This window comes from Niallia oryzisoli, from assembly GCF_036670025.1.
Classification (GTDB): Bacteria; Bacillota; Bacilli; order Bacillales; family Cytobacillaceae; genus Bacillus_BD; species Bacillus_BD oryzisoli.
This window is the reverse complement of the sequence record NZ_CP137640.1, coordinates 3,133,882-3,149,993: the sequence shown is the minus strand read 5'-3', so window position 1 is coordinate 3,149,993 and position 16,112 is coordinate 3,133,882. Positions and strand designations below refer to the sequence as shown.

The window sequence follows — 16,112 nt, the reverse complement described above, 5'->3', positions numbered from 1 at the left end:
TTTAATAAAAGATTGGTGGTTATGTATCGTTGAAATACCCTATATTTTTAAAACCTATTTTTAAAGAGAGAATATGGGGAGGAACTGCCTTAAGAGATCAATTTAATTATAATATTCCTTCAGATACTACTGGAGAATGTTGGGCCATTTCTGCCCATCCGAATGGTTCGAGTGTTGTGGAATCTGGAAAATTTAATGGGAAATTGTTAAGTGAGCTTTGGGACAAACACCCAGAGTTATTTGGATATTATAAGAGCGAACATTTTCCACTACTAGTAAAAATATTAGATGCTAATGAAAACTTGTCGATTCAAGTTCATCCGAACGATGCATTTGCAAAAGCAAATGAAAAGGATGAGTGCGGGAAAACGGAATGCTGGTATATCATTGACTGCGATGAAGAGGCTGAAATTGTTCTTGGACACAATGCAAATACAAAAGAACAATTTGTAAGCATGATTAAAAATGGGCATTGGGATAAGCTGTTACAGCGCATTAAAATTAAACCTGGAGATTTTTTTTATATTCCAAGCGGTACTCTTCATGCGTTATGTAAAGGAGCATTAGTACTAGAGATCCAGCAAAGTGCTGATACCACTTACCGAATATATGATTATAATCGGCGAGACAAAGAAGGTAACTTACGCGAACTCCATATTGAAAAAGCAATAAAAGTAACAACAATCCCCCATATGGAAAAAAGGAGGGAGCCGGCACTTTGTAATACAAATAAGAGTATGATCACGACTTTTGTAGAAGGTGAATATTTTACGGTTTATAAGTGGGATATCTTTTCTCGGCTAGAGATGATTCAGGATTGTCATTTTATGCTCATGAGTGTTATCGATGGCAATGGTACATTATGTATCCAAAATGTAAAATATCCTATTCAAAAAGGTCAGCATTTTATTCTGCCAAATGGTACGGGGAACTTCGTGATAGAAGGTGCTGTTCAACTAATTGTCTCGCATCCATAGTGCTATTTTACAAATGCTAAAAAGTATTATACCTCGCTCAAATATCTCAATCGAGGTATTTTTGTGATACTGCTTATTTTAAACTTTTAAAAAAAATATTATTTTTCAAAAGAATTCTCAATCTCAAAAAGATATAATACAAGTTGTATAGTTCCAAACATGTCACGCAAGGGGGATGCTTTTCTGAAAATAAAGAAACGATCATTACAAAGGAAAATATTTGGTCTGGTTCTATTACTTGGACTCTTATTAATCCTGCTGCTGACTGGCTTTTTCAGCTATATGGAAAGTAAACAAATAGAGGAAAACAAAGGCAGAATGGCGCTAGAAATTTCAAAAACGGTATCGTTTATTCCCACTATTATCGATGCTTTTGACACTAATGATCCGGCAAAAACGATACAGCCTTTAGCAGAGAAAATTCGTAAAGAAACCGGTGCAGAATTCGTTGTGATTGGAAACAAAGACGGAGTTAGATACTCGCATCCTATACCGTCGAAGATCGGAAAGAAAATGACCGGCGGGGATAATGAATGGGCCATTAATGAGGGGGATTATTATATTTCTAAAGCAATGGGGACGCTTGGACCATCTATCAGAGGGAAGTCACCTATTTTAAACAAAAATGGAGAGGTCATTGGCATTGTTTCCGTTGGTTTCCTGCTCGAGGATGTAAAGGAGCAGGTTTTGAACAATATCAGCAAGGTACTGCTTGTCTCACTAATTGCTCTGATCATTTCACTTATAGGAAGCAGTCTTCTCGGGAGAAATATTCGAAAAGATACATTGGGGCTTGAGCCATATGAAATAGCTGCCCTATATAAAGAGAAGAATGCTGTACTTCATGGGGTAAAAGAGGGGATATTGGCTATCAATAAAAAGGGTTACATCACGATGATGAATCAGCCGGCGAAAAGACTATTACGTATTCATCGTTCTGTCCGTGACAACAAGGTTGACGGGCTTTTTCCTTCTGAGTACTTATATGAAGTATTAAGGACGGGTAATCCCCAAGTTGATAAAGAAATGGTATGGAATGATAAAACAGTGATCGTCAACTGCACACCGCTTTTTGATGAACAAGGGGTTAGCGGTGTAGTTGCCTCGTTTCGCGATAAAACTGAAATTCAACAAATGGTTAATACCATTTCGGAAGTTAATCGTTATTCGGAGGACTTGCGGGCGCAAACACATGAATTTACAAATAAATTATATGTATTATCAGGTCTGCTTCAGCTTAAAGAATATGAACAAGCGGTTGAAATGATCCAACAGGAAACGAAGGTATTACAGGTTCAAAATTCGGTTGTGTTCAACCAGATTAAAGATCCGAAGGTACAGGCAATACTTTTAGGGAAACTAGGAAAAGCTTCCGAAAAGAAAATAGAATTTGAGATATCCACAGACAGTTATTTAGAGACATTGCCGTCTCATATAAACCTCTCGAGCCTCATAGTCATTATCGGTAATATGATTGATAATGCCTTCGAAGCTGTCAGTGGCATCGATTCTGCGAAGGTACAGTTTTTTACGACCGATATAGGCAGTGATATCATTTTTGAGATAGCAGACAATGGCAAAGGAATCGATGAACATGATATACCACGCCTTTTTGATAGAGGCTATACATCTAAAAAAAGTGATCTGCCAAGAGGCTATGGCCTTTCGAATGCAGAAGAAGCTGTGTTAGAAATGAACGGGATGATTGAAGTACAATGCAGTCAGGAAACCGGCACGGTCTTTACGGTATACCTGCCAAAGGAATATGGAAGGAGCTGAAAAGTTGAATCCGATAAAAGTTGTCATCGCTGAAGATGACTTTCGAGTTGCCGAAATACATGAGAAATTTTTAGAAAAGTTCACCGAAATGGATGTAGTTGGACGAGCCTTAAATGGAGAGCAAACCCTTCAACTAGTGGCAGCAACCACACCTGATTTATTAATCTTGGATGTCTATATGCCTGATATGCTTGGATCTGATTTGCTCCCCATCATTCGAGAGAGATTTCCGAAGGTCAATATCATTATGATAACGGCTGCGATCGATAAAAGCATCCTTGAGAAAGCTTTAAGCTACGGGGTGGAAAATTATTTAATTAAGCCCGTAAATCGAGAGAGATTTGATGAAGTTGTAGGAGATTATATCAAAAAACATTCACTTCTAACGTCTAAACAAGAAGTCGATCAGAATTATATCGACTTGCTCTTTGGTCATAAAAAACCTAAAAAGGTGAAAAAGAGTACAGGTTTACCGAAGGGAATCGACGAAATAACGCTTGGAAAAGTGAAAAATGTTCTTTTAAATCAAAACCAGGGGCTGTCTGCCGAAGAAGTGGGAAAAGAATTGGGAGTTTCTCGAATCACTGCACGTCGATATCTGGAATATCTCACATCAATAAGAGAAACAAAAGCGGAAGTGGTTTATGGAACTGTCGGCAGGCCGGAAAGAAAATATTATCCAATCTAGTAAGGGTGTCCGAATGACATCCTCTTTTCTATGTTTAGAGTATTCTGCCATGAAAGCTACCTTCCGTGAACAATATGTACAAAATAAATATTTAATTACGATAATAACTTTATTTTGTAAACGTTCTCATTTTAGAATATTTTAATTATTATTAATTTACTAACAAGAGAGGTGATAAAAAATGCTTGCAATATTAGGATTTTTAATGATTATTGTATTTATGGTATTAATAATGACAAGACGGATAGCAGCTATGATTGCTCTTATTGTTGTACCTGTCGTCTTTGCCTTGATAGGCGGATTCGGAAAAGAAATGGGACCTATGGCGCTTGAAGGGATCAAAAGCGTAGCTCCAACTGGAATCATGATACTGTTCGCTATTCTCTTTTTTGGTATCATGATTGATGCAGGGGTATTTGATCCAATTATTTCGACAATCCTGAAGATTGTAAAAGGTGACCCTGTTAAAATTGCGATTGGGACAGCAGTCCTTGCGTTATTAATCTCGCTTGATGGGGACGGGACAACTACATATATGATTACGATTTCGGCCATGCTTCCTTTATATAAACGGATCGGAATGAAGCCGTTAATTCTAGCCGGAATTGCTGTATCTTCTTCAGGGGTGATGAATCTGCTTCCTTGGGGAGGACCTACTGCAAGAGCCATGACAGCCTTGCAGCTTGAGATGGGGGATGTCTTTACACCTATCATCCCTAGCATGATAGGAGGCGTGTTGTTTGTATTGTTCATGGCATACTGCCTTGGCAGGAAAGAACGTAAACGGATTGGAGTTCTTGAAATTGATTATGAGACAATGGCACAGATGGCTGCTTCAGCAGAGGCTGATCAACTCAAACGTCCAAAATTAATTCTAATTAACTATCTCCTAACGATTCTACTTCTGGTAGCACTGATACAGGAGATCCTTCCTACCACCGTATTGTTTATGCTTGGATTTGCGATTGCTGCCACAATAAATTATCCAAATTTACATGAACAAAAGGAACGGATCATGCACTATGCAGATAATGCTTTATCGGTTGTATCAATGGTTTTTGCTGCTGGTATTTTTACGGGAATTCTTTCAGGAACGAAAATGGTGGATGCAATGGCAAATTCGATGATCACGCATATCCCTGATGCCCTAGGCTCTCAATTAGCTATTATAACAGCTATCATCAGTGCTCCTTTTACATTTTTTATGTCAAATGATGCCTTTTATTATGGGGTGCTGCCATTACTTGCCAAAGCTGCAAGTGTATACGGAATTGACCCGGCTATCATTGGACGGGCATCCTTACTAGGGCAACCTGTTCACCTGTTAAGTCCATTAGTACCTTCAACGTATTTATTAGTCGGTATGGTTGGAGAAGATTTCGGAGATTTACAGCGGATGTTTCTAAAATGGGCCTGTGGATCAACAGCTGTCATGATCCTGGTTGCCGTTATATTATCGATTATTTAAAACTATCAAGTTAAAAAAATAGTTTTGACAAAGTCCAGAAACTAAAGAAGTTTTTGGATTTTGTCATTCTAAAAGTGGGAGAGCCTTATGGATGTATTTTTTCTAATATTACTAAATGTCGTATTACCAGTGTTTGTTTTAATTGGTTTAGGCGTATTTCTTCATCGCAAGTTTCACTTTGACATGAACACTTTATCAAAATTAAATTCCTATTTTCTTATGCCGGCAGTTAGTTTTGTGAATGTGTACCAAAATAATATTGGCGGGAAAACGCTTGTTCATATTCTTGGGTTTTTAGCTGCTCAAGGATTATGCTTGATGTTTATTAGCTCAGCTATTGCAAAAATAGCAAAGTTTGAAAATGGACTAGCATCAACATTTAAAAATACTATAGTACTCAATAATTCTGGGAATTTTGGAATGCCTGTCAGTCAACTTGTTTTTCAGCATAGCCCAGTGGGGGCATCGATTCAGGTGGTTGTGATGATTTTTCAAAATCTATTGTCCTATACTTACGGTCTATTAAATTCTGTCTCTGTGGATCAAAGTGGTTGGAATGCTTTTAAGGAATTCTTAAAAAATCCAGTTATATATGCATTTCTTTTAGGATTAATCCTTCATGTCACAAATATAAATCTTCCTCAATTTCTATGGACTCCTATAGAAAATACTTCAAATGCATTTATAGCTGTAGCTCTTATTACCCTTGGTGCACAGAGTGCCTATATCAAAATACGTCATTTTTCTCTGCCGTTAATCTTAAGTTTAATTGGTCGACTTATACTTTCACCGATTGTGGCATTCATGATTATTTTGGTTCTGAATCTGGAGGGAACAACTGCTCAGGCATTATTTATTGCCAGCTCTTTTCCTACATCAAGAAACAGCGCCTTGTTTGCTTTAGAATATGGAAACCATCCTGAATATGCGGCACAGGCTGTTTTGATGTCAACGTTATTTAGTATGATTACCGTAACAACAGTTGTATATTTATCTACCATCCAATTTTAGGATTTGGGTAAAATATTGGCTTACATTATCTTAATCCAATTGGATGAGTACAGAAACGATTTTTTGGTTTATCATAAATATTGGTAGTACATCCATATAATCGTTTATATTACAAATGGGTGGTTTCATTTTCCTGTAAAATAATTTGTGAAAAGGAGTACAGACAGATGTTGGTAAAGCTTATTTTTCCGCTCCTTGCCTTAATCGGCGGAATGGCACTGGCAACGCAGGGTCAAATTAATGGCGGATTGGGTAAAAAGGTTGGCGTCATAGAAGGTTCTTTTATCAGCTTTTCAATTGGAACATTGGTATTATTATTTATTCTCCTGTTTTTTGGAAATGGTAACATTTCAAATATTTCACAAGTCCCTAAATGGCAATTAATCGGCGGGTTATTAGGAGCATTTTTTGTAGTCGTTCAGGTTATTGTTGTTCCCAAGATTGGGGTTTCCGCATCTTTAATGGCCGTTATTGTCGGCCAAATCATTCTTGGAGCCGTGATTGATCACTTTGGCTTTTTTGGCGGGCAGCGTTTCCCGATTGATAAGCAGAAATTAATCGCGATTGTATTACTGTTATTTTCATTATATTTATATATGAAAAAATAATTGAAAGCTATGTAAAAGGAGGACAAGTTGATGAAAATAGGTTTTATTGGATTAGGAACGATGGGGCATCCGATGGCACGTAATATTTTAAAGAATGGTTATGAGCTGGTTATTTATAATCGTACCATCGAGAAAATGAATGCTTTAGAGCAGGTGGGCGCTATTGTTGCCCACTCTCCAAGGGAAGTAGCAGAGCAAAGTGACATTGTCTTTACCATGCTTACCGCAGATGCAGCGGTGGAAGAAGTGATTCTTGGTGAAGATGGTGTTATTTATGGAGCAAAACAGGACTTAATTGTTGTTGATTCCAGTACGATTTCTCCAGCGACAAGTAAAAAAGTTGCTGCAGAACTAGTTAAGGCTGATGTTGAAATGCTTGATGCTCCTGTAACTGGCAGTGAGCCGCAGGCGATTGAAGGGACTTTAACCTTTATGGTTGGGGGTAAGAAAGAAATCTATGAAAAATGTCTGCCGTTATTTAACATAATGGGGAAAAACTCCTATTATATAGGTGAACACGGTAAGGGTTCCTACACAAAGCTGGCTAATAATTCCTTGGCTGCTATTAATCTATTAGCTTTCTCTGAAGCAATGACGATGGCTGCAAAAGCTGGAATTGATCCGGAAATCTTTGTTAAGGTTGTCAGCGGCGGGGGAGCTCGAAGTGCCATGGTCGAAAATAAAGCAGATAAAGTGATGAACCGCGATTTTACTCCTCATTTTATGGCACAGCTTTTACATAAAGATCTCGGTCTTGCTGCTGATGTGGCAAAGGAATTGGAGATTTCTACTCCGATGCTTGGAGTCGGAAAAGAAATTTTTCAAATAGCCAAAGCTAAGGGATACGGTGCAGAAGATATGAGTGCCGTCATTAAGTGCTATGAAGAATGGGCTGGCATTACCGTTTCGAAGATAAAAGAAGAAGCCAAGTAAACTATGAAAAAGCCGTTAAAACGATGATTGATGTTTTAACGGCTTTTTTTATTTATTCAACTGCAGCGTTTGTAGGAGTGTTTTGATTTTCAATTTTACTTACAGCTTCTGCGCTTGTATCAACCCGTTTAACAAATAGGGCTAAAACTAAGGCAACAAGATTAACAATAAATGTTACATAGAATGAATATTGAATACCGGTTAATAATGCCTGCTGTGTTAAAGCAGCAGTTGTAGCATCCGTTAACGTTGTTGGATCTACGCTTGACATCAAGCTTTTTGCTTCTGTTTTTGTAACAGAGTTCATAATCGTTACCAATACAGCTGTACCAATCGAGCCCGCAACCTGTTGCGCTGTATTGTTAATCGCTGTACCGTGCGGATTTAAACGAGTTGGAAGCTGGTTTAATCCATTTGTCATAATTGGCATCATAACCATTGACATTCCGAACATACGTAAGGAGTAAATCAAAATAATATGGGTATAGCTAGAATCCATTTGAAGGTGTGCCAGCATGTAAGTAGATACGGCTGTTACTGTGAGTCCGATTATTGCTAAAATGCGTGGACCAAATCGATCGAATAGTTTACCAGTAATAGGGGACATGATTCCCATAATAACCGCACCAGGTAACATCATAAGACCTGAATCCAGTGGTGAAATCCCCCGAACACTTTGAACATATGCAGGTGTTAGAATCATACCGGAAAACATGGCTATTGAGTTTACAATGGAAATAAGAGATCCAAGGGCAAACATTGGATACTTGTAAGCACGTAAATCCAACAATGGTTTCTCCATGTTTACTTGGCGAATAATGAAAGCAATTAAGGAAATTCCTCCGACTATTAATGTCGTTAAGACAATTCCATCTGTCCAGCCATCTGAGCTGGCAGAGCTGCATCCATATAGGATTCCTCCAAATCCAATACAGGATAAAACGACTGATAAATAATCAAGTGTCACCTGTTTGTTTTGCTCCATCACATTTTCCGCCTTCCAGATTGCAAGAATAAGGCTAATAACAGCCAATGGCAGAATCATTTCAAAAAGAAGACGCCAGTCATGGTACTCTACGATATAACCAGATAACGTAGGTCCAATCGCTGGTGCTGTGATCATCACTAAACCGAAAATCCCCATTGCGGCTCCACGTTTTTCACGTGGGAAACTGATTAACATGATGTTCATTAACAATGGCCCCATAACCGAAGAGCCTGCTGCCTGCACCATACGTCCTGTTAACAGGATGCTAAAGTTTGGTGCAAATGCTGCTAATGCAGTTCCTAAAGTAAAAATCGCTAACGAAGTAATGAATAAAGAACGGTTCGAAAAGCGAGTAAGTAAAAAAGCTGATGCCGGAATTAAGACACCGCTGACAAGCATATAGCCTGTAGCGAGCCATTGTACAGTTGAGTAATCTTGAATTTTTAAATCAACCATAATCGACGGCAATGCTACGTTTAGCAAGGAGTTATTTAAAAATGAAACAAAAGCTCCTATAAATAAAATCACAATCATGACATAGGGTGTTTTTTTATTTTGTAAAGTTGAATCCATCCTTCTCATCCCTCTATATTTATTTTTCACTTGATTTATTTTATACCCATAGTTCAATTTATGCAACATTTTTGTACCTTAAGTATAAATGAGGTTGAGTTTCTAGCAATTGGAATATATACTAAACTTAGTTAGCATGGCGGAAGGACGGCTAGGATACATGAATAATAAGAAAAGAAAAGTAGCAGATATTGCCTTAAAGCTGTTTGTTGAGAAAGGGATTCAGCAAACTTCAATTCAGGAAATTATTGAAAAAGCAAACATCTCAAAAGGGACTTTTTATAATTATTTCTCGTCTAAAAATGATTGCATTGCCGATATTTTGGAATTTCTTCGTTATGACGCAAGCCAGCGGCGCATAGAGATTCAAATAGGCAAGGATACGAAAGACCGTGACGTTTTTATAGAACAAATTTCTATTCTCATTCGATTGAACGAAGAACGAAATTTACAACCATTATTTGAGGCCATTTTATCTTCGAATGAAACCGACCTAAAAAAATTAGTTATGCAGCACCGGGTGTTTGAAATGGAATGGCTGGCTAATCGCTTCATTGAAGTGATGGGAGAAGAAATCAGGGATTATGCTTTGGAAGGAACGGTTTTGTTTTATGGCATGCTACAGTATATGATATTTACATTAAGAGTAACGAATAGCACGTATTCATTACATCAATTAGTAGATGTGATTTTGTCTTATATTGAATTGATTATGCCTTCTATGATTAAAAGAGGCAGCGCAATGGTTAATTATTCTGCAATAGATTTATTAAGTACGAATGTAAATAAAAAAATAGTAACGATATCAGAGTTGTTGGAATTAGGCGGTCATCTAAAGCAACAGTATTCCTTTAATGAAGAGCAGCAGGATTTATTTGATGCCATTATGAATGAATTACAACGGGATCGGATTCGCAAGGCTGTACTTCAACACTTATTAAAACCATTCCAAAAATTATTTAAAGAAACTACCATTGAATCGCAAGTCGTTCAATTTACGAATATGATTTGGTATTATTTACGAACAATTTAGGTGAATAATTTATGTGGAAATGGCGTTATAAACTGGGAACAGTTTTTACGCCATTTTCTATTATATACACGGCTTTGAATAGTAACGAATCTTACTGGAAATTCTAAAGAACATCAGCTAGAGGAGGCAGACGATGGGAAAGGGAAGTATAAAGCTTACAGCTCCTGAAATTTCAAGTCTTTGGACACAATATTTATTTGATACGATGTCTATTTCTTTCATTAAATATGCGCTTGAACACATTGAAATTTAAGAGATAATTGCTAGTTGAAAAATAAGGTAACCGTTAATGATAATTACTTTTTCAACATACGATCTAAATTCCATTTTTTGTAATTGGAATTTTCGGAAAATAATTTGCACTTTCACGAAAAGAATGGTATAAATATAATAATATTTTTTGCATAAAATGTAAGAATATTTGTAAATGTGTTGAAATAGGGGGAATTCAGTAATATGGAAAATCGTAATAAAATAATAGACTGCACGATTCGTGATGGTGGATTGGTAAATAATTGGGATTTCAGTGTAGAATTTGTTCAAGATTTATATAACGGCTTAAGTGAAGCCGGTGTTGAATATATGGAGATTGGATATAAAAACTCTGCTAGACTTTTAAATGCTACTGAGCCAAATCCTTGGAGATTTCTTGATGACAAATTTCTAAAAGAAATCATTCCGGAGAAAAAATTTACAAAACTTTCTGCTCTTGTTGATATCGGCCGTGTGGATCCAAATGACATTCTGCCGCGCGAGGAAAGTATTTTAGATATGATCCGTGTAGCTTGCTACATCCGTGAAGTGGATAAAGGCTTAGAGCTTGTCCAAATGTTCCATGATTTAGGCTATGAGACTTCCTTGAATATTATGGCTCTATCAAGTGTACCTGAGCGTCAGTTAATTGAAGCATTTGAAATGGTAAAAGAGAGTCCGGTAGATGTTGTCTACATCGTTGATTCATTTGGAAGCTTAGATCCTGCAGATATTGAGCACCAAGTGAAGAAATTCCAAACGATGCTTCCAAACAAGCAGCTTGGTGTGCATACACATAACAACATGCAGCTAGCGTTTGCCAATACATTAACTGCGATGCGAAATGGAGTTACATACCTTGACGCATCCGTATATGGCATGGGCCGTGCTGCAGGTAACTGTAATACAGAGCTTCTTGTCAGCTATATTCAAAAATCAAGCTATGAGTTAAAGCCAGTACTTGGAATCATTGAAAAGCATATGCTTGCCATGCGCGAAAAGTGGGAGTGGGGCTACATCATTCCTTATATGATTTCTGGTTCACTAAATGAACACCCTCGTGTTGCAATGGCTTATCGAAACAGTGATGATCGTGATAAATTCGTTCAATTCTATGATAATGTAACATCACCTGAAGCGAGTCTTGCACCTTCGACGCGATAACTTAATTCTAAAAGCACCTCCATAAGGGGTGCTTTTTTGCTTAAACTGCACCCCTTATCGGGGGTGCAGTTTTTTATGGCAGTAAAAAAATATCATGATGGGGAGGAGAATCCAGCTTGGATTGTATTAATGCTCCTTCTGCTACAAGCTCTTGAAGGCCTTTTTCAACTTCTTCAGGTTTAACTCCAAATAGATCAGCGACCTTAACAGTAGAGATTGTCATATACTTAGGTTTTTTCGTTGATGATTGAATCATAGACTGAACACGGTTGAGCAGTTGATTTTTATCCATCGTTTTCTCCTTTTATTTTTATAAATAATTTTACCAGTTAAGTAAATATTATTAGTGTATTTAAAGGAGAGATGAATATGGGATTTCATAAACCAAATCGAATTGCAAAATTGACTGTTGAACATGGAGAAAAAAAAGCTAAGCTTCCGTTAAGTACTGTATTCGTATTAGGGTTCTTAGGTGGAGCCTTTATCTCCATTGGATATTTACTTGATATCCGAGTAACAGCAAATCTCCCGGAGGAATGGGGGACTCTCAATTTCACTGATTGGTGCAGCTGTTTTTCCTATAGGTCTTATCCTAATTATTATTGCTGGAGGAGAATTACTGACAGGAAATATGATGGCTGTCTCGATGGCTTGTCTATCAAAAAAGGTTTCAATGGGAAAACTGCTCTATAACTGGTTTTGGATAACCATCTGTAATTTCTTGGGTGCATTATTTGTAGCCTATGTTTTTGGTCATCTCGCCGAACTGACGTCGCAAGGAGTTTATCTGGAAAAAACAATAGCAATTGCCACTGGAAAATTAGAGGAGGATTTCCTGACATGCTTCGTCTCTGCAATAGGCTGTAACTGGCTTGTTGGTCTTTCTGTTTGGCTGGCATACGGAGCCGAAGACATTGGTGGAAAGATTATGGCGATCTGGTTTCCAATCATGACCTTTGTAGCAATTGGATTTCAGCATGTTGTCGCTAATATGTTTGTCATCCCAGCAGCTCTTTTTGCCGGCTATTTTAGTTGGGGAGATTATATTAGAAATTTCATCCCTGTTTTTCTAGGAAATGCAATTGGAGGAAGTGTGTTTGTTTCACTGGCTTATTGGATTGCATACCGACCAACAATTGAGTTGGTTGCAATAAAGGATGGAAGAAGGAGGATCGGTAATGAGTGAATCACAATTCTCGATACATATTAATGGCAAGGAATACCCAACAAAAGCGGGACAAAGAATTTTGGAAGTGGCCAGGGAGGAGGATGTGTTTATCCCGGGAGTTTGCTATCATCCAAATCTAGGAACCATTCAAACATGTGATACTTGCTATGTGATGGTTGACGGTCAATTGGTAAGGTCTTGTACTCAAAAAGCGGAGCCAGGAATGAAGGTGGATACAAAGGCTCCTGAAGTAAAGGCTGCACAATACGAAGCTATGTCAAGGATTCTAAAAAATCATGAACTCTATTGTACTGTTTGTGATAACAATAACGGGAATTGTACGATCCACAATACTGTCATGGAAATGGGATTGGCACACCAAAAATATCCTTTTCAGGCAAAACCGTACCCGCCTGATAACTCACATCCCTTTTACCGCTATGAGCCGGATCAGTGCATTTTATGCGGACGCTGCGTTGAAGCGTGCCAGGATTTACAAGTGAATGAAACATTGTCAATTGACTGGAGTCGAGACGTACCGCGCGTTATTTGGGACAATGATGTACCGATCGATGAGTCATCCTGTGTTTCCTGCGGACATTGTGTAAGTGTCTGCCCATGTAACGCTTTAATGGAAAAATCAATGCTTGGAAATGCCGGCTTTTTAACAGCCATTCCGCCGAAAATTATGGGACCAATGATTGATACGATAAAAGAAGTAGAACCTGGCTATAGGGAAATATTAGCCGTTTCTGAAATGGAAGCGGCGATGAGAAAAGCAAAAATAAAGCGGACAAAGACGGTTTGTACGTATTGCGGTGTTGGCTGCAGCTTCGAGGTTTGGACAAAGGATCGTGAAATATTGAAGATTGAACCAACACCTGAAGCTCCGGTGAATGGAATCTCAACCTGTGTGAAAGGAAAATGGGGCTGGGATTTCGTCAACAGTGAAGAGCGCTTGACAAAACCATTGATCCGAAAAGGTGAGGAATTTGTCGAAGCAACGTGGGACGAGGCCCTTTCGCTGATAGCTGAAAAGTTAACAAATATCAAAAATGAATATGGACCAGATTCGATTGGTTATATCGCTTCCTCAAAATGTTCGAATGAGGAGAACTATTTATTTCAGAAATTTGCGCGCGCAGTGATGGGAACGAACAATGTGGATAATTGTTCAAGATACTGCCAATCACCTGCAACTTCAGGGTTGATGAGGACGGTGGGAATTGGGGGAGATTCCGGGACGATTGAAGATATCATGGCATCTGAGCTGACCATCATTATTGGGGCAAATCCTGCTGAATCCCATCCTGTTCTAGCTACTCGAATTAAAAGAGCTCACAAGCTTCATGGCCAAAAATTAATCGTTGTGGATTTAAGAGAAAATGAACTGGCTCAACGAGCTGATCTCCATCTCCATCCAAAGCCTGGTACCGATATTATCTATCTAAACGCTATTACGAAATATTTCTTAGACCAGGGATGGGAGGATGCTGAATTCCTTTCTAACCGGGTTAATGGACTTGAAGAATATAAGGCTTCCCTAGAGAAATTTACGCTTGAATATGCTGTTGAAAAAACAGGACTTTCTATGGAGCAATTATTACAATTTGCGAACATGATAAAAAAAGCTAAATCGGTTTGTATGCTGTGGGCAATGGGCGTAACGCAGCATATGGGAGCAACCGACACCAGCACTGCGATCTCAAACCTTTTGCTGGTTACTGGCAACTATGGCCGTACCGGAACAGGAGCTTATCCGTTGAGGGGTCATAATAATGTACAGGGTGCCTGTGATTTTGGTACGATGCCGGCTTGGATGCCTGGATATGAGCCTGTTCAGGATCAGGATATCCGTAAGAAGTATGAGCAGGCTTGGGGAGTTAAACTATCCGATGCTCCGGGTCATGATAACCATCATATGGTTGAAGGGATTAGTAAGGGTAAGTTAAAGGCTCTGTATCTTTTTGGCGAGGATATGGCGATAGTTGATGCAAATTCAAATTATGTTCATTCAAACTTCGAAAAACTAGATTTCTTTGTTGTTCAGGATATCTTTTTTAGTAAGACAGCTCAATTTGCCGATGTAGTATTACCAGCTGCCCCAAGCCTTGAAAAGGACGGGACCTTTACCAACACAGAAAGACGGATTCAAAGGTTCTACAAGGTATTTGAACCTATGGGTGATTCAAAGCCCGATTGGGTTATTTTTCAGGAATTAGCAAATAAAATGGGTGCAAATTGGAATTATCAGCATCCTTCAGAAATTATGGATGAAGCAGCAAAGCTTGCAGTCTTCTTTGCCGGTGTCAGCTATGAAAGGCTTGAAGGTTTCACATCTCAAGTGTGGCCTGTCAAAGCAGATGGAACGGATACCCCGCTCTTGTTTAAAGATAAATTCGGCTTCCAGGATGGAAAGGCGAGACTTGTGCCGGTAGAATGGACTGAGCCATTTGAGCCTGGTGAAGATTATGATCTTCATTTAAACAACGGCCGACTTTTAGAGCATTTTCATGAAGGAAATATGACTTATAAATCAGAAGGTCTAACACATAAAGTTCCGCATCCTTGGCTTGAAATTTCTCTCGAACTGGCAAAAGAACGCGGTCTTGAGGATGGTGCACTTGTCGGTTTGACGTCTCCGTATGGACATGTAGAAGTGAGGGTTATGGTAACAGACAGAGTAAAAGGAAATGAACTCTATTTGCCAATGAACTCTGCAGAGGATCTAGAAGCAGTCAATCGATTAACGAGCAGTTACCATGACATTGTTACACATACCCCAGCTTACAAGGAGATGGGTGTAAAAATGGAAGTCATCGAGTCAAAGGGTGAGCCTCCGCTTCCGAAGCATAATCACCGATTTGGAAACAGAACACCGCAAATCAGTGTGAAGGTTGAGGAAAAGTGGCAGCGGTCAGATTATACGCCAATTTCTGAAGTAGAGAATCTGATGGAGGGTTATTATGGCGAAAGCGATCAGGCAAATTAAATGGGAAGAACATAATCAAGCGGATATACAAGCACAGGATTTGAATGAAATATTAAATGCACTGGCCGAGAATAAGGAAGCAGTGCTCGCCTGCATTGAATTAGTGAAAGGAATGCATGATTTAAAGGTGTTTGAAACGGGAGGAGCATTACTCAAAAAAAGTGATGAAGTCGGTGCTATTGCGATGCAGCAAATCAACCAACCGGCTGTGCACAATATGATTAAATCAGGATTTGGGATCTTTAAATTTCTAGGGTCTATGAAACCATCCCAGCTGGAAACGATTTTAGAAGGTGTGACGCAGGGAATGGAGAAAATGTCCCAGACAGTTGAAAAAGCTGAAAAGGAAAGCTTTTGGAAAATGAGAAAAAGGTTAAGTAAACCTGAAATTCGGATTGTCTTGACTTCTATGTTTGATTTTCTCGAAGGAATGGGTTCCGCTTTCCTGCGCAGCAGAGTGAACAACAGGTAAGGATGG

Annotated in this window: 13 protein-coding genes and 1 pseudogene; 12 read left to right on the top strand and 2 right to left on the bottom strand. The window is 38.6% G+C overall.

Features of this window, described 5'->3' with window-relative positions:
- Nucleotides 1-29 precede the first annotated feature (29 nt).
- From manA to R4Z09_RS15755, 7 genes are all read left to right on the top strand, one after another.
- Nucleotides 30-977, top strand: a complete 948-nt coding sequence (gene manA / locus R4Z09_RS15785; protein WP_338447714.1) for a mannose-6-phosphate isomerase, class I — start codon at nucleotides 30-32, stop codon at nucleotides 975-977.
- 159 nt (nucleotides 978-1,136) lie between these two features.
- Nucleotides 1,137-2,756, top strand: a complete 1,620-nt coding sequence (locus R4Z09_RS15780) for a sensor histidine kinase (RefSeq protein WP_338447713.1) — start codon at nucleotides 1,137-1,139, stop codon at nucleotides 2,754-2,756.
- A gap of 4 nt (nucleotides 2,757-2,760) precedes the next feature.
- On the top strand, nucleotides 2,761-3,444 hold the full coding sequence (locus tag R4Z09_RS15775) for a response regulator (protein ID WP_422392193.1): 684 nt from the start codon (nucleotides 2,761-2,763) through the stop codon (nucleotides 3,442-3,444).
- 181 nt (nucleotides 3,445-3,625) lie between these two features.
- Nucleotides 3,626-4,912, top strand: a complete 1,287-nt coding sequence (locus R4Z09_RS15770) for a citrate:proton symporter (RefSeq protein WP_338447711.1) — start codon at nucleotides 3,626-3,628, stop codon at nucleotides 4,910-4,912.
- 87 nt (nucleotides 4,913-4,999) lie between these two features.
- On the top strand, nucleotides 5,000-5,923 hold the full coding sequence (locus R4Z09_RS15765; RefSeq protein WP_338447710.1) for an AEC family transporter: 924 nt from the start codon (nucleotides 5,000-5,002) through the stop codon (nucleotides 5,921-5,923).
- A 167-nt stretch (nucleotides 5,924-6,090) separates the two neighbouring features.
- Nucleotides 6,091-6,531 (top strand): DMT family transporter, encoded by a 441-nt coding sequence (locus R4Z09_RS15760; protein WP_338447709.1) that lies wholly within the window; start codon nucleotides 6,091-6,093, stop codon nucleotides 6,529-6,531.
- A 30-nt stretch (nucleotides 6,532-6,561) separates the two neighbouring features.
- Nucleotides 6,562-7,464: an NAD(P)-dependent oxidoreductase gene (locus tag R4Z09_RS15755; RefSeq protein ID WP_338447708.1), complete on the top strand. Its 903-nt coding sequence runs from the start codon at nucleotides 6,562-6,564 to the stop codon at nucleotides 7,462-7,464.
- A gap of 52 nt (nucleotides 7,465-7,516) precedes the next feature.
- Here the strand turns inward: R4Z09_RS15755 and R4Z09_RS15750 are convergent, their stop codons facing one another.
- Entirely contained in the window at nucleotides 7,517-9,025 is a 1,509-nt protein-coding gene (locus R4Z09_RS15750) for an MDR family MFS transporter (RefSeq protein WP_338447707.1), read from the bottom strand.
- Nucleotides 9,026-9,185: 160 nt separating this feature from the next.
- Between R4Z09_RS15750 and R4Z09_RS15745 the strand changes: the two genes are divergently transcribed.
- Nucleotides 9,186-10,058, top strand: a complete 873-nt coding sequence (locus R4Z09_RS15745) for a TetR/AcrR family transcriptional regulator (RefSeq protein WP_338447706.1) — start codon at nucleotides 9,186-9,188, stop codon at nucleotides 10,056-10,058.
- 456 nt (nucleotides 10,059-10,514) lie between these two features.
- A complete protein-coding gene (locus R4Z09_RS15740; RefSeq protein ID WP_338447705.1) occupies nucleotides 10,515-11,474 on the top strand; it encodes an aldolase catalytic domain-containing protein in 960 nt (319 codons plus the stop codon).
- Nucleotides 11,475-11,547: 73 nt separating this feature from the next.
- Here the strand turns inward: R4Z09_RS15740 and R4Z09_RS15735 are convergent, their stop codons facing one another.
- Nucleotides 11,548-11,766, bottom strand: coding sequence for a hypothetical protein (locus R4Z09_RS15735; RefSeq protein ID WP_338447704.1), 219 nt, complete (start codon nucleotides 11,764-11,766; stop codon nucleotides 11,548-11,550).
- Between the two features lie 77 nt (nucleotides 11,767-11,843).
- Between R4Z09_RS15735 and R4Z09_RS15730 the strand changes: the two are divergent.
- The 3 genes and pseudogenes from R4Z09_RS15730 (at nucleotide 11,844) to R4Z09_RS15720 (ending at nucleotide 16,106) form a co-directional block, all read left to right on the top strand.
- Nucleotides 11,844-12,660: pseudogene (locus tag R4Z09_RS15730) on the top strand (formate/nitrite transporter family protein).
- Nucleotides 12,653-15,634 (top strand): formate dehydrogenase subunit alpha, encoded by a 2,982-nt coding sequence (gene fdhF / locus R4Z09_RS15725; RefSeq protein ID WP_338447703.1) that lies wholly within the window; start codon nucleotides 12,653-12,655, stop codon nucleotides 15,632-15,634. Before R4Z09_RS15730 ends, fdhF begins: the two are co-directional and overlap by 8 nt.
- Nucleotides 15,609-16,106, top strand: coding sequence for a DUF1641 domain-containing protein (locus R4Z09_RS15720; RefSeq protein ID WP_338447702.1), 498 nt, complete (start codon nucleotides 15,609-15,611; stop codon nucleotides 16,104-16,106). The genes fdhF and R4Z09_RS15720 overlap by 26 nt, the downstream gene beginning before the upstream one ends.
- Nucleotides 16,107-16,112 lie beyond the last annotated feature (6 nt).

What these genes read in the sequence shown, in the direction of transcription:
- R4Z09_RS15780 (WP_338447713.1), top strand. Translation starts at nt 1,137, where the DNA reads ATGTCACGCAAGGGGGATGCTTTTCTGAAAATAAAGAAACGATCATTA.
- R4Z09_RS15770 (WP_338447711.1), top strand. Translation starts at nt 3,626, where the DNA reads ATGCTTGCAATATTAGGATTTTTAATGATTATTGTATTTATGGTATTA.
- R4Z09_RS15765 (WP_338447710.1), top strand. Translation starts at nt 5,000, where the DNA reads ATGGATGTATTTTTTCTAATATTACTAAATGTCGTATTACCAGTGTTT.
- R4Z09_RS15760 (WP_338447709.1), top strand. Translation starts at nt 6,091, where the DNA reads ATGTTGGTAAAGCTTATTTTTCCGCTCCTTGCCTTAATCGGCGGAATG.
- R4Z09_RS15755 (WP_338447708.1), top strand. Translation starts at nt 6,562, where the DNA reads ATGAAAATAGGTTTTATTGGATTAGGAACGATGGGGCATCCGATGGCA.
- R4Z09_RS15750 (WP_338447707.1), bottom strand. Translation starts at nt 9,025, where the DNA reads ATGGATTCAACTTTACAAAATAAAAAAACACCCTATGTCATGATTGTG.
- R4Z09_RS15745 (WP_338447706.1), top strand. Translation starts at nt 9,186, where the DNA reads ATGAATAATAAGAAAAGAAAAGTAGCAGATATTGCCTTAAAGCTGTTT.
- R4Z09_RS15740 (WP_338447705.1), top strand. Translation starts at nt 10,515, where the DNA reads ATGGAAAATCGTAATAAAATAATAGACTGCACGATTCGTGATGGTGGA.
- R4Z09_RS15735 (WP_338447704.1), bottom strand. Translation starts at nt 11,766, where the DNA reads ATGGATAAAAATCAACTGCTCAACCGTGTTCAGTCTATGATTCAATCA.
- fdhF (WP_338447703.1), top strand. Translation starts at nt 12,653, where the DNA reads ATGAGTGAATCACAATTCTCGATACATATTAATGGCAAGGAATACCCA.
- R4Z09_RS15720 (WP_338447702.1), top strand. Translation starts at nt 15,609, where the DNA reads ATGGCGAAAGCGATCAGGCAAATTAAATGGGAAGAACATAATCAAGCG.